Origin of the sequence: Bradyrhizobium sp. 1200_D9_N1_1 (assembly GCF_052075915.1) — a bacterium.
GTDB lineage: Bacteria > Pseudomonadota > Alphaproteobacteria > Rhizobiales > Xanthobacteraceae > Bradyrhizobium > Bradyrhizobium diazoefficiens.
The window spans coordinates 5,225,792-5,239,158 of sequence record NZ_CP197226.1; the positions used below are offsets into that span (position 1 = coordinate 5,225,792).

The 13,367-nt window shown below is 65.7% G+C and carries 9 protein-coding genes; 6 read left to right on the top strand and 3 right to left on the bottom strand.

From position 1 onward, the window contains the following. Positions 1–71: 71 nt before the first annotated feature. Complete coding sequence (locus AB5K84_RS25355) at positions 72–1,175, bottom strand: anhydro-N-acetylmuramic acid kinase (RefSeq protein ID WP_011087104.1); 1,104 nt, start codon at positions 1,173–1,175, stop codon at positions 72–74. A 164-nt stretch (positions 1,176–1,339) separates the two neighbouring features. Here AB5K84_RS25355 and tyrS point away from each other — a divergent pair, with 164 nt between their 5' ends. The 3 genes from tyrS to AB5K84_RS25370 all read left to right on the top strand — a co-directional run bounded on the left by tyrS (position 1,340) and on the right by AB5K84_RS25370 (position 4,559). Continuing rightward, a complete protein-coding gene (gene tyrS, locus AB5K84_RS25360) occupies positions 1,340–2,593 on the top strand; it encodes a tyrosine--tRNA ligase (RefSeq protein ID WP_011087103.1) in 1,254 nt (417 codons plus the stop codon). A gap of 57 nt (positions 2,594–2,650) precedes the next feature. After that, on the top strand, positions 2,651–3,910 hold the full coding sequence (locus AB5K84_RS25365) for an MFS transporter (RefSeq protein ID WP_011087102.1): 1,260 nt from the start codon (positions 2,651–2,653) through the stop codon (positions 3,908–3,910). A gap of 211 nt (positions 3,911–4,121) precedes the next feature. After that, on the top strand, positions 4,122–4,559 hold the full coding sequence (locus AB5K84_RS25370) for a DoxX family protein (RefSeq protein ID WP_038967103.1): 438 nt from the start codon (positions 4,122–4,124) through the stop codon (positions 4,557–4,559). Between the two features lie 139 nt (positions 4,560–4,698). Here AB5K84_RS25370 and AB5K84_RS25375 read toward each other — a convergent pair whose 3' ends face one another. Continuing rightward, entirely contained in the window at positions 4,699–4,938 is a 240-nt protein-coding gene (locus AB5K84_RS25375; protein WP_133415017.1) for a hypothetical protein, read from the bottom strand. On the opposite strand from AB5K84_RS25375, the gene AB5K84_RS25380 reads away from it, so the two are divergent. Then, on the top strand, positions 4,921–6,615 hold the full coding sequence (locus AB5K84_RS25380) for a methyl-accepting chemotaxis protein (protein WP_011087100.1): 1,695 nt from the start codon (positions 4,921–4,923) through the stop codon (positions 6,613–6,615). The genes AB5K84_RS25375 and AB5K84_RS25380 overlap by 18 nt on opposite strands. 268 nt (positions 6,616–6,883) lie before the next feature. Next, positions 6,884–8,578 (top strand): methyl-accepting chemotaxis protein, encoded by a 1,695-nt coding sequence (locus AB5K84_RS25385; RefSeq protein WP_063921459.1) that lies wholly within the window; start codon positions 6,884–6,886, stop codon positions 8,576–8,578. Between the two features lie 76 nt (positions 8,579–8,654). On the opposite strand, the gene AB5K84_RS25390 is transcribed toward AB5K84_RS25385, so the two are convergent. Then, positions 8,655–12,467, bottom strand: coding sequence for a YhdP family protein (locus AB5K84_RS25390; protein WP_028171255.1), 3,813 nt, complete (start codon positions 12,465–12,467; stop codon positions 8,655–8,657). Between the two features lie 195 nt (positions 12,468–12,662). Here AB5K84_RS25390 and AB5K84_RS25395 point away from each other — a divergent pair, with 195 nt between their 5' ends. After that, the gene (locus AB5K84_RS25395) at positions 12,663–13,349 is read left to right on the top strand and encodes a peroxiredoxin (RefSeq protein WP_011087097.1); all 687 of its coding nucleotides are present in this window, start codon (positions 12,663–12,665) and stop codon (positions 13,347–13,349) included. Positions 13,350–13,367: the final 18 nt, after the last annotated feature.

Consider the following 13,367-nt stretch of genomic DNA (forward strand, 5'->3'; position numbering starts at 1 on the left):
AGATGCATTTGCATCTATCCGTCAAGATCCATGCACTTGCATTAACCGATCTTGTTTTTAAGGCCTGGACCTCAGGGCCGCGCGATCACGCCGCCCGTCATCGGCATCGGCACGCCCGTGGTAGCCGGATAGGACAGCGGCAGGCCCTTCAGCCCACGCGCGGCGAGGAAGCCGAACGCTTGGGCCTCGATGGCGTCGGAGGCCCACCCGAGGGCCTCGGCGGCCTCGACGGTGGCCGACCCCACCCGCTCCCGCAACATCCGCAGCATGGTGAGGTTGCGGGCGCCGCCGCCGCAGACGATCCAGCTCCGCGGCCGCCGCGGCAGCAGCGGGATGATGCGGGCGATCGCCGCCGCGGTGAAAGCTGTCAGCGTCGCGGCGCCGACGGCCGGCGGCACGTCGCCAAGTTTCAGCGCGGCAAAATCGTTACGGTCGAGCGATTTTGGCGGCGGCAGCGCGAAGAACGGTAATTCCAGCGCCCGCGCGATCCAGGCCTCATCCGCCGTGCCGAGCGCGGCGAACTTGCCCTCCGTGTCGAACGCCTGGTTCATGGTGCGGTACATGAAATCGTCGAGCAGCGCGTTGCCGGGCCCGGTATCGCAGGCGATCAACGTGTCGTTGCCGTCGATATAGGTGATGTTCGAGACGCCGCCGATATTGACCACGACGATTGGTCCCTCGCGCTCCAGCGATTGTGCCAGCGCCCGGTGGTAGACCGGCACGAACGGCGCGCCCTGCCCGCCAGCCTCGACGTCGGCGGCGCGGAAGTCGTGCATCACGGGGATATGGATCGCCCTGGCCAGCGCCGGCGCGTCGCCGATCTGCACCGTCAGCCGCTTCTCGGGCCGATGCAGCACGGTCTGGCCGTGGAAGCCGACGATGTCGATGTCCTCCGGCCTCATCCGGTTCTGGGCCACGAAGGCGGCGACGGCTTCGGCATGCGCCTGCGTCACTGCGCGTTCGGCCTCGGCCAGTATCCCCGGCCGGGCATCGCGCCGCGTCAGGTGCACGGCCTCGCTCAGCGCCTGGCGCAGCAGGTTGCGCTCGACCGGGCTGTAGGGCCGGTAGCCGGACGGACCGAACGCCTTCACTTGCTTTCCGTCGGTTTCGATCAGCGCGACATCGACCCCGTCCAGCGAGGTGCCGCTCATCAAACCGAGTGCCGTCAACATCATGGATCAGCGTCCTCAATACCCCCCTCTGGCATGCCGATCTTGTGCCAGAGGGACACATCTTATAATGCCACAGCGCCAAGTGGCGGGCAGCAATCGAGTTCCCACGGAAGACCGTTAAATTGCTCCCGAAACAGTAAACCAAGAATTGTCAGGCACGCCGACAGATGACTGCATTTAAATCGGATTTCCTCAATATCCTGCAGGAACGTGGATTCATCCATCAATGCTCCGATTTCGAGGGGCTGGACGCGCTCGCCGCCAAGGGCGAGGCCACCGCCTATGTCGGCTACGATTGCACCGCCCGCTCGCTGCATATCGGCAACTACCTGACCATGATGATGCTGCACTGGCTCCAGCAGTCCGGCAACAAGCCGATCACCCTGATGGGCGGCGGCACCACCATGGTCGGCGATCCCTCCGGCAAGGACGAGACGCGTGCGATGCGCACCGTCGCCGAGATCGAGGCCAACAAGGAATCGATCCGCGGCGTGTTCGCAAAGGTGCTGCGTTACGGCGACGGCAAGAGCGACGCCGTCATGCTCGACAATGCGGAGTGGCTGACCAAGCTGAACTGGATCGAGATGCTGCGCGACGTCGGCCGGCACTTTTCGGTCAACCGCATGCTGACCATGGACTCCGTCCGGCTGCGCCTCGAGCGCGAGCAGGAGATGAGCTTCATCGAGTTCAACTACATGGTCTGCCAGGCCTACGACTTCGTCGAGCTCGCCAAGCGCACCGGCTGCAAATTGCAGATGGGCGGCTCGGACCAGTGGGGCAACATCATCATGGGCGTCGACCTCGGCCGCCGCATGGGCACGCACCAGTTGTTCGCGCTGACGACGCCGCTGCTGACGACGGCCTCCGGCGCCAAGATGGGCAAGACCGCGCAAGGCGCGGTGTGGCTCAACGCCGACCAGTTCTCGCCGTACGACTTCTGGCAGTACTGGCGCAACACCGAGGACGCCGACGTCGGCAAATTCCTGAAGCTGTTCACGACGCTGCCGATGAGCGAGATCGGCAAGCTCGAGGCGCTCGGCGGCTCGGAGATCAACGAGGCCAAGAAGGTGCTCGCCACCGAGGCGACCGCGCTCTTGCACGGCCGTGACGCAGCGAATGAGGCGGCTGAAACCGCGCGCCGCACCTTCGAGGAAGGCGCGCTCGCCGAAAGTCTGCCAACGGTGGAAATTCCGCGCGGCGAGCTCGACGCCGGCTTCGGCGTGCTCAACGCCTTCGTCAAGGCGGGCCTCGTTGCCTCCAACGGTGAGGCGCGGCGCCAGATCAAGGGCGGCGGCCTGCGCGTCAACGACGAACCCGTCACCGACGACAAGATGGCGCTCTCGGCGGCCCATCTGACGCCTGAGGGCGTGATCAAGCTGTCGTTCGGCAAGAAGAAGCACATCCTCATCAAGCCTGCATAGGCGTATGAGCTTTTCGCTGCTTGTCAGGGCGCGCCGAAGCGCGCTCCCTGACCGGCAATGGATCAGAAGACGCCCAGGGAATCGCGCAAGGATGGCGTCGCGGCGACGCCGGGAGGCGCCGTGCGCGTCGCACTCACCGTGCTCGCACTCTGCTTCACGCTGGCCGTGCTGGGCCGTGGGCTCGGCGACAGTTTTACGGTATTCCTGAAGCCGATCTCGGAAAGCTTTGGCTGGGACCGCGCACAGATCGTCTCGGTCTATTCGCTCACATGGCTCGCGAGCGGTCTCACCGCTCCCTTCGTCGGACGGCTGTTCGACCATTCCGGGCCGCGCATCGTCTATGCGCTCGGACTATCGCTGCTCGGCGCGGCATTCCTGATTGCGGCGCACGCACAGCACCTGTGGCAGTTCCAGCTCTCGATCGGCCTCTGCGTCGGCATCGGCGTCGCCTTCATCGGCATCGTGCCGAACTCGATCCTGCTCGGCCGCTGGTTCGGGCCGCGCCTGCCGACCGCGATGTCGGTGGTGTATTCGGCCATGGGCGGCGGCGTGCTGGCGCTGCTGCCGGCCTCGCAGCTGCTGATCGATCACATCGGCTGGCGCGGCACCTACCAGCTGTTCGGCTTTGCAGCATTGGGCCTGCTGGTGCCGCTGCTGCTGCTGCCGTGGCGGCTGTTCGCCACGGGCTCGCCGCATGTGGTGAAGAGGACCGATCCTGACTTCATCGACAACGGCTGGACGCTTCTCGGCGCGATGCGCCATCACGCCTTCTGGGCGCTGTTCTCGACCTTCTTCTTCACCGCCGTCGGCATGTACGCGATCGCCGCGCAGATCGTGGCCTACCTGATCGACGCAGGCTTCCCGCCGCTCCAGGCCGCGACGGCCTGGGGCTTCTCCGGCGTCGTGCTTGTGTTCGGCATGTTGGGGGTCTCCGCGCTCGACGGACTGATCGGGCGCAGGCCTTCCGTGCTGTTGAGCTACGCGATCTCGATCCTCGGCATCGCCCTGCTCTGGCTGCTGCAATACGTCCCCAACATCCTGGTGCTCAGCGGATTCGTCGTCTGCTTCGGCAGCATGATGGGCTCGCGCGGCCCGCTGATCAGCGCGACCGCGATGCGGATCTTTCAGGGCAAGCGGGTCGGCACGATCTACGGCACCATTTCGATCGGCAGCGGGCTGGGCTCGGCGTTCGGCTCCTGGAGCGGTGGCCTGATCCACGACGCGGCCCACGGCTACAACGCGTTGCTCGCCTTCGCACTTGCGAGCGTGGTGCTCGGGATGATTCCATTCCTGGTTGTCCCCGCCTTGCGGCGGTAGGTATGTCCGAGGTAACCTGCACCCCTCCGCGCCACCGGGAAATTACGGGCTCGCGCGACATGGCCACCCGCGAATAATCCGAACTCGCCGGGCTTTACGGCGTTTTGTCCGACATGACGAAAAAGTCAGCGCGGATTCCGCGCCTACAGCTTGCAGGGTGGAACCGAATGCGATTCAAGTCGCTTGGGAATTGGATGGAAGGGCGCAAATCATGAACTTCAACTATCTCTCTCGCTATCAACCGGCTCTGCTGAGCCTGTTTCGTTTCATCACCGGACTGCTGCTGTTCCAGTACGGCATCGCAAAACTGTTCAAGTTTCCGGCGCTTCCCTACTTCGCCGACATTCCGCCGCTGATCTACGCGGCAGGCACGCTTGAACTGGTGCTCGGCGCGGCCCTGATGCTCGGCCTGTTCACGCGGATCACGGCGTTCATCCTGTCGGGCGAAATGGCCTTCGCCTACTTCATGGGCCACATGCTCAAGACCGGCTCGCCGGTGTTCCTGCCACTGCTCAATGGCGGTACCGCCGCGATCCTGTTCTGCTTCGCCTGCCTCTATCTCTCGGCAGCCGGGGGCGGCTCGATCAGCGTCGATGCCGTCATGGGCAAGGAGAGCGACGCATCCGGCGAGGCCTACGCCCGGCGCTGACGCGCCCGCGGATCAATCCGCAAGCAGGACGGCACCCGCAGATCGCCGGTGCCGTCCTAGCGCGCTCCCAGCACGTTCCAGATGAGAACGAGGGCCGCGACGAGCAGCACGGACATGATGATGCGATGAACGAATCGATTCATTGCAGGTCCTGCCAGGCTCTGTAGCCACCAAAGTCCAAGATCGATTTTTTCCAGCGCATGAACCGGTGCCTCCCGGCGCGTGGCGGTTTGCCTGCACGGTTGCGCACAAGCCTGCGAATGCCGTTCCGCGCGGCAGGCCGCCGCATGCCTCCATTCATGATTGGTAAGAACTTCATGCTACCGATGCGAGCAATAATAACCATTCCGTAGAGGCTGCGATGAAGCTGCTGAGTCATCTGAAGATCCGCACCAAGCTGGCCAGCATGGTCTGCCTCGCGGCGCTCACTGTCACGGCCATCATCGGGGTATCGACCGTTCTCAGCAAGAGCCGCATGATGGAGGACCGCGTCCAGCAGATGCGAACCGCGGTGGAGCTCCTCTACAACTACGCGCAATCGCTCCAGGACGAGGTCGCCGCCGGCAAGCTGACGCAGGCCGAGGCCAAGGCCCTGTTCCACCAGCGCGGCCGTCGCATGAACTTCAATGGCGGCCAGGGCTATCCGGTGGTCTACAATCAGGACACGTCCCTGATGGTGAACGGCGCCAACCAGCAGCTCGAAGGCAAGATCACGGGCGCCAAGGACTCCAATGGCGTGCTGATCGCCGACGCCATCCTCAAGGCTGCCGACCAGGCCGCGCCGGGCGGCGTGACCTCCTATCTCTATCCCCGCCCCGGCCAGACCGAGCCGGTCCGCAAGACCGTGTTCGCGCGCAAGTTCGCGCCCTGGAACGTGACCATCAGCTACGGCCTCTATGTCGACGATATCGATGCCGACGTGCGTGCCTTGACGCTGGAGCTCGCCGTCATCGGCGTCGGCCTGATGCTGCTGATGGCGACACTGTCCTGGCTGATCGCCCGCGACGTGCTCGGCGCGCTCGACCGCCAGAAGAACCGCATGCAGGAGATTTCCGAGGGCGCCATCGACAAGCCGGTCGAGGAGACCGGCCGCGGCGACGAGATCGGTCGCATGGCCGAGACGCTCGAAGTGCTCAGGCAGACCGCGCTCACGGCGCGCAACCTCGAGGCCGAGCAGGTCGCCGCCAAGACCCGCAGCGAGCAGGAGAAGCGCGACGCCCTGATCGCGCTCGCCGACCGCTTCGATGCCTCCGTCGGCCAGCTCGTCGGCCTGATGGCCTCCGGCTCCGGTGAACTCGAGACCACCGCAAAGTCGATGTCGTCCACCGCCGAAGGCACCAACCGCCGCGCCGCCTTGGTCGGCTCGGCCGCCAATGAAGCCAGCCAGCGCGTCCAGACCGTGGCCTCGGCGGCGGAAGAGCTTTCGTCCTCGATCACCGAGATCAGCCGCCAGGTCGCGCAATCGGCCGAGGTCACCGGCCGCGCCGTCGACAACGCCCGCCGCACCGACACCATCGTGCGCGCCCTCTCGGACGGCGCTCAACAGATCGAGCATGTCGCCGAGCTGATCTCCAACATCGCGGCGCAGACCAATCTGCTCGCGCTCAACGCCACCATCGAGGCCGCGCGTGCCGGTGAAGCCGGCCGCGGCTTTGCCGTCGTCGCCTCCGAGGTGAAGTCGCTCGCAAGCCAGACCGCCGAAGCCACCCGCGAGATCGGCGACAAGATCGCCCAGATCCAGGGCGCGACCAAGGAAGCCGTGGATGCCATCGGCGGCATCACCGCCACCATCGAGGAAGTCAGCCGGATCGCCACCTCGATCGGCGCGGCCATCGAGGAGCAAGGCGCCGCCACCGCCGAGATCGCGCGCAGCGTCTCGCAGACCGCGGAGGCCACCAAGGAGGTCACCACCAATATCGGCGGCGTCAGCACCGCGGCGAACGAAACCGGCAACGCCGCCGGCATGGTGCTCGCGGCGGCCAGCAGCCTCTCCAAGCAGGCCGAGCAGCTCTCCGGCGAAGTCGGCACCTTCCTGGCAGGCGTGCGCGCGGCGTAAGCCGTGCGACGTCTGCGTTGGCCTGACCGCGACGATGCATCGACGAATCGATGCCCGGCTTGAACCTGCATGATCGCGCGAACACGATCCCGACCGATTTTTTTGGACATGTCGCCGCAGGCGTCGGCACCCCGCCTGCATATGCGTGTCCATGGCTGCGCAAATTGCGCCGCGTCTGAACACGCCATGCCCTGCGTTCAGGAATGGTAAGCACTTCCTGATACGGCTGCGCGAGAACAAGCATCTTACAACCGTTCGCGAGGCCGTCATGACGCTGCTCAGTCACCTGAAGATCCGCACCAAGCTCGCCAGCATGGTCTGTCTTGCGGCGCTCACCGTGACCGCCCTCATCGTCGCGTCAGCCTATCTCAGCAAGACCCGCATGCTCGAAGATCGCGCGCGCCAGATGCAGACGGCGGTCGATCTGCTGCACGGCTTCGCGCAATCGCTCCAGGACGAGGTCGCCGGCGGCAAGATGACGCTCGCCGAGGCGCAGGCCCAGTTCAAGCTGCGCGGCCGACAGATGAAGTTCAACGGCGGCCAAGGTTATCCCGTGGTCTACACCGCCGATTCCACTGTCATGATGAATGGCGGCGCGCCTCAGCTCGAGGGCAAGAACAACGGCATCAAGGATGCCAATGGCATCGTCATCGGCGACGCCACGGTGGCCGCGGGCAAGCAGGCACCGGAAGGCAGTATCCTGTCCTATCTGTTCCCGCGTCCCGGCGAAACCGTTCCAGTCCGCAAACTGGTGTTCGCTCGCCAGTTTGCACCCTGGAACGTCGCGATTGCCTACGGCCTCTATGTCGACGACATCGACGCCGACGTGCGTGCCTTGACGCTGGAGCTAGCCGTCATCGGCGTCGGCCTGATGCTGCTGATGGCCGCACTGTCCTGGCTGATCGCCCGCGACGTGCTCGGCGCGCTCGACCGCCAGAAGAACCGCATGCAGGAGATTTCCGAAGGCGCCATCGACAAGCCGGTCGAGGAGACCGGCCGCGGCGACGAGATCGGCCGCATGGCCGAGACGCTCGAAGTGCTCCGGCAGACCGCACTCACGGCGCGCAACCTGGAGGCCGAGCAGATCGCCAACAAGACCCGCAGCGAGCAGGAGAAGCGCGACGGCCTGATCGCGCTCGCCGACCGCTTCGATGCCTCCGTCGGCCAGCTCGTCGGCCTGATGGCCTCGGGCTCCGGTGAACTCGAGACCACCGCAAAGTCGATGTCGTCCACCGCCGAAGGCACCAACCGCCGCGCCGCATTGGTCGGCTCGGCCGCCAATGAAGCCAGCCAGCGCGTCCAGACCGTGGCCTCGGCGGCGGAAGAGCTTTCGTCCTCGATCACCGAGATCAGCCGCCAGGTCGCGCAATCGGCCGAGGTCACCGGCCGCGCCGTGGACAACGCCCGCCGCACCGACACCATCGTGCGCGCCCTCTCGGACGGCGCTCAACAGATCGAGCACGTCGCCGAGCTGATCTCCAGCATCGCGGCGCAGACCAATCTGCTCGCGCTCAACGCCACCATCGAGGCCGCGCGTGCCGGTGAAGCCGGCCGCGGCTTTGCCGTCGTCGCCTCCGAGGTGAAGTCGCTCGCAAGCCAGACCGCCGAGGCCACCCGCGAGATCGGCGACAAGATCGCCCAGATCCAGGGCGCGACCAAGGAAGCCGTGGATGCCATCGGCGGCATCACCGCCACCATCGAGGAAGTCAGCCGGATCGCCACCTCGATCGGCGCGGCCATCGAGGAGCAAGGCGCCGCCACCGCCGAGATCGCGCGCAGCGTCTCGCAGACCGCGGAGGCCACCAAGGAGGTCACCACCAATATCGGCGGCGTCAGCACCGCGGCGAACGAAACCGGCAACGCCGCCGGCATGGTGCTCGCGGCGGCCAGCAGCCTCTCCAAGCAGGCCGAGCAGCTCTCCGGCGAAGTCGGCACCTTCCTGGCAGGCGTGCGCGCGGCGTAAGTTTCCGGACGCCTAAACCTCCGCATTCGTCATGGCCGGGCTTGTCCCGGGCATAACGAGCCATTCAAGCTTGTCGCTAGCGCCGCGCGAGGCTGCAACCGCTCGACAGCGGTCTTGCTGACCCCGTCGGGCTGTCGCCGGATTGTGCCGATGGCAACTGTTCGTCGAACGGCGTGTTCTGCTTGCCGGTGTTGAATTCGAAGATCTTGCGGAACAGGCCGGGCGCCATCGCCGAGATTGGATTGACGCGCATCACGGGCGCGGCCGGCGTGCCGACGACCTCATAGGTTACGCCAATCAATCCCTCGTTGTTGCCGCCGCCGAGGAAGATGCCGAACAACGGGATCTGGCCGAAGATGTTGTTGACGCCGTACATCGGCACGAAGGTGCCGCTCATGCAGACCTGGTTGCCGGGATAGTCGATCGAGCCTTCGATGGTGCCGCCGATCATCGGTCCCTTGACGACGCCGTCGCGGATCGTGAGCGCGCCGTTCTGCCGGGTGAACTCCGCTCGCAGCGCGGTGAAGGACACGCCGCTCTGCGCGCCATTGGGACCGCCCGCCGCCACGCGATCGAGCTGATCCATTCCCTTGACCGTGAAGTCGCGTACATTGATCAGGCCTTCCCTGGTCGTAGGCTCTGACGTCGGCGGCTCCATCGCCACCACCATCTGGCCGCCGAAGACCTTGTTGGTGGTATCGGTGAAGCGCAGGAGCGCGCCGGCATCGTTGGTCTGGAGATAGATCACCTCGCGGGCACCCTGGGCACGGCCGCCGCGCAGATCGGCCGCCACCGGCGTATCGCGGCCGATCTTGCCGCTCAGCGTGAAGGCTTTGACGGCGCCGCTGCGCCGCGACATCTTGGCATCGACGCTGCGCATCGCCTCGCCGTTGAATCCGGCGACGGCGCCGAGCTTCACGTCGATGTCGAAATCGACGTTCTTCATCTTGCTCTTGGCATCGTCCTTGGAATTGCCTGAGATCGCCGACTTCAGGAAACCGCGGCCGTCGAACACGTCGCCGCGCATCGTGCCGCGCACCACGCCGTCCTGGCTGCGCTCGACCTTCAACGACGCCTTGTCGCCGTCGGATGGCGCGTAGATCGGGAAGTTCGCGTTCATGAGGTCGCCGTTCGGGTCCACCTCGAGCGAGCCCTTGATCGAGGCGCCACCGCCTTCGATGACGATGTCCTCGAAGCGCGTCGATTGCGCGGTCGGCACCACCTTGAAGCTGGCCTTGCCCGACTTGCCCGGCAGCTTGACCCAGCCAGGCAGGATGTTGTCGAGCTTGACCGAGGTCAGGTCGGCCTCGACGCCGAGCTTGGTGGTCTGGTCCGCGCCGCCCGCGATCTTGCCCGAGAGCTTGATCGGCAACGAGCCACTGACGGCCGGGCTGAGATCGAAGCCGAGACGCGCGCGGCTCGCATCGTCCAGCGTCGCCTGCAGGCGGACGTCGGCATCGCCCTCGGCCTGCTTGCGATAGTCGAGCGAGGCCGCCTGCCCGTTGATCTTGACGTCGCCCTTGACCTGGTAGCCCTGGTTGCTCGCGACGATCTTCAGATTGTTGGCCTCCAGCTTCTGGTTCATCACCAGCTTGTCGGCGGCAAAGCCGTTGAGATCGGCGGTGACGGCATAGGTGGTGTCGGCCTTGGTCAGCTCGCCCTTGACCGGCAAGCCGAGCTGGATGTTCGCCGAGAACGTTCCCTTGCTGGTGTTGGGATCGACGACGGTCGCCGACAGATCGCTCAGCCGGTCATTGGCGAGCATTTCGGCCGCCGCAGGCACGGGTCCGTCGACGCGAAACCTGGTGCGCGAGGGCGAGGGTTTGGGTGCCATGTCCGGCACCTCGAAGACGAAGTCGGAGATCGTGACCTTGCGGCCGGCGGGCGTGTCGGCAATGCCCTGCCCGATGCTCACGGTGGCGGTGCGCCCGGTCACGCGCGCCTTCAAATCGGCATCGTGCACGACAGGCATGCCGTCCACCGGGCGGACCGCGACGCCGCTCGCCACGATGTTGACCGAGAGGCCGTCGTCGGGAATGGGCGGGCCCTTCCGTGGAAGGTTCCTGGTCGGCGAATTGACGCCGATCTCGATGCGCTGGAGCGTGCCGCGCTCGATCCGCTCGATCACCCATTCGCGCAATTCCGGAACGACGAGCGTCGGCCACATCCGCTTGAGCGCGGAAGCCGACATCGGCGTTCCCGCAAAGCCCAGCGTGAGCCGCGGCTCGCCGGAATAGTCGATGGCGCCGGTGCCGGCGACGCCGATCTCGCCATTGCTGATATCGGCCTGCGTCAGCAGGAGGCGCTTGTGGTCGGTATCGAAGCGAAGACCGATCGCAATGCGGTTGAAGACGAGCGGCGGCTCGTTGTCGATGCCGCCCAGGAGGATCGAGCCGCCGCTGAAGCCGAGCTGCCAGTCGTTGATGCTGCCGTTGGGCGGCTCCAGATGCGCCAGCAGCGTCAGGCGGTTCGCACCCGAGAGAATCTTGAACGGTGCGACCAGCACGCGCCGATTGGAGTCCCACTCGACATTGATCTCGGCCGAGTCGATCGCCATCGGATAATCGGGCGTGTCGGTGTCGATGATGTTGCCCGCGCCGACCGTGATCTTGCCGCGGAAGAAGGTCGGCACGCCGTCGCGGCCGAGCTCGCCCTTGAGCTCGCCGGTCAGCGGCAGGTCGGCGGTATAGGTGAGATCCTTGACCCGTAGCGCCAGCAGGATGTTGGCGGTGGAAACCTTGTCGGCGCGGATGTCGACCGAGCGCACGCCGTTCTCGGCGGGACCGATCGTGGCACGCAGCGACCATGGACGCGCGCCCTCCTCGCCGAGGCTGAGCGCGACGCCGCCGCGGCTCGGCCGGCGCAGGCTGAGCGTGATGTTCTCGAACGTCCATTTGCTGCCGCGCTGCTGATCGTCGACGATCAGATTGCCGTTCTTCAGACCGATCTCGTTGAGGTTCTGGCCGTCGAGGCCGGTCATGCTCAGGCTGTCGAGCCAGTCGAGGCCCTGGAGAATGCCGCTCTGCGCAGTCGCCTGAGGCGCCGCCTGGGATGCATCGGGGCTTGCAGGCGCGGTCGCGAACGGCGGCGGCGGGACTCCGTTGCGCGGGAATGTCGGCGGCAGGCCGGCGTCCTTCTTGGAGGCCACGCCGGTTGCCAGCGGTTTTGCGGTATCACCGGCCGACACCGTGACGGTCCCGTCGGGCGCGATGCGGATCGCAAGCTCGGCGTCGACGAGATTGAGGCTTTCGGCGCGCAGGTGCCCCATCAGCAGACCCGCACCCGACAGCTTCACCTCGGCCTTCGGCGCGGTGGCGACGATGGCGTGGTCGTGGTCGCGAACGACGATGTCGCGGATGCGCACGGCGATACGGATCCGCCCGGCCCGCTCGATCTGCGTGCCGCCGACCTCCACAGTATTGCCGTGGCCGATGTTGTCCTCGATCGCCGCTGCAAGCCAGGGCGTTGCGATGTCGAGATTGATCGGACCGGTCCCGAGCCGCCACCACAGCGCGCCGAAACAGCCGACGAAGATGACGGCCAAGGCGCCGACGACGATAGCCAGCCGCTTCAGCCAGCGATCGGCCGCCAGCCAGCGGCGCACCGCCCCAAACCCGTCACCGAAGCGATGGAAGCCCGAATTGGAACGCGACAACAGCCGGCGCGCACGATAGCCCGCCGCCGCTTCCTGATCCGGGTCCCAGTCGGCATCGTCCCATTCCTGCGGCTCCGAATGACCGCCGCGCCGATCGAAATCCCGATTGTAATCCTGGGGCGACTTATTCCTTGCCATTGCCTCTCGATACAGGCGCCCATCGTGGGATTGAGCGCCGCCGGGACCGCAGCCGTCGACCGGGAGCGAACGCCCCTGCGCCGGCGTTGCCGCCATACCTCGAATATTCCTGCTGTTCGTCATTTCGCCCCGGGAGCGCGTTCAACGAGCAGTGGGGTGGTGCGTGGAATTCCTTGTAACCATACTCCGGCGTCGTCAGACTTGCCCAGCCGAGGGCGCGAATCCGGTACACCGGACGAGAGCTGCAATACCGCTTTGGTTGACCCGCCGAAAGCGTCGAAAGGAAGGCGTATGTCCAAGAAATCCCAAAAGAAATCGTCCAAAACGCCCTCCGGCACGACAGCGGCAAAAAAGAAGGCCTCGAAAACCCGGGCAGCGACTCAAACAAAGTCCGCGAAAACACAGCGGACACCGGCGAGCAAATCAACCGGGAGCATAGCAAAAGCAGCATCGCATGGCGCCGCATCGAAACAGTTAAATTCCTCCAGATCGGCCCCTGCGTCTGCGGCCAGGCAGGTCCTGGCCGAGGGGCAGAAGGCCCCAGCCTTCCGCCTGCCCCGCGACGGCGGCGGCGCGGTCACGCTGTCGGATTATGCCGGCCGGAAGCTCGTCCTGTTCTTCTACCCCCGCGCCGATACGCCCGGCTGCACCAGGGAGGCCATCGACTTCACGCGCCTGGCCGACGCCTTCGCCGCGGCCGGAACGGCCGTGATCGGTATTTCCGCGGATTCGTTAAAGGCCCAGGAGAAATTCCGCGACAAGCACAGCCTCGGCATTCCACTGATCTCGGACGAGAAGCACGAGATGCTGGAGGCGTATGGCGCCTGGGGCGAAAAATCCATGTATGGCAAGAGCTTCCTCGGGATTCTTCGCACCACGGTGCTGGTCGGAAGCGACGGCAAAGTGGCCAGGATCTGGCGTAACGTCCGGGTCGACGGCCATGCCGACCAGGTGCTGGAAGCGGCAACAAGTCTTTAACCAGACCTTTAAATACGA

What these genes read in the sequence shown, in the direction of transcription:
- AB5K84_RS25355 (WP_011087104.1), bottom strand. Translation starts at nt 1,175, where the DNA reads ATGATGTTGACGGCACTCGGTTTGATGAGCGGCACCTCGCTGGACGGG.
- AB5K84_RS25380 (WP_011087100.1), top strand. Translation starts at nt 4,921, where the DNA reads ATGAAGCTGCTGAGTCATCTGAAGATCCGCACCAAGCTGGCCAGCATG.
- AB5K84_RS25385 (WP_063921459.1), top strand. Translation starts at nt 6,884, where the DNA reads ATGACGCTGCTCAGTCACCTGAAGATCCGCACCAAGCTCGCCAGCATG.
- AB5K84_RS25370 (WP_038967103.1), top strand. Translation starts at nt 4,122, where the DNA reads ATGAACTTCAACTATCTCTCTCGCTATCAACCGGCTCTGCTGAGCCTG.
- AB5K84_RS25365 (WP_011087102.1), top strand. Translation starts at nt 2,651, where the DNA reads ATGGATCAGAAGACGCCCAGGGAATCGCGCAAGGATGGCGTCGCGGCG.
- AB5K84_RS25375 (WP_133415017.1), bottom strand. Translation starts at nt 4,938, where the DNA reads ATGACTCAGCAGCTTCATCGCAGCCTCTACGGAATGGTTATTATTGCT.
- tyrS (WP_011087103.1), top strand. Translation starts at nt 1,340, where the DNA reads ATGACTGCATTTAAATCGGATTTCCTCAATATCCTGCAGGAACGTGGA.
- AB5K84_RS25390 (WP_028171255.1), bottom strand. Translation starts at nt 12,467, where the DNA reads ATGGCGGCAACGCCGGCGCAGGGGCGTTCGCTCCCGGTCGACGGCTGC.
- AB5K84_RS25395 (WP_011087097.1), top strand. Translation starts at nt 12,663, where the DNA reads ATGTCCAAGAAATCCCAAAAGAAATCGTCCAAAACGCCCTCCGGCACG.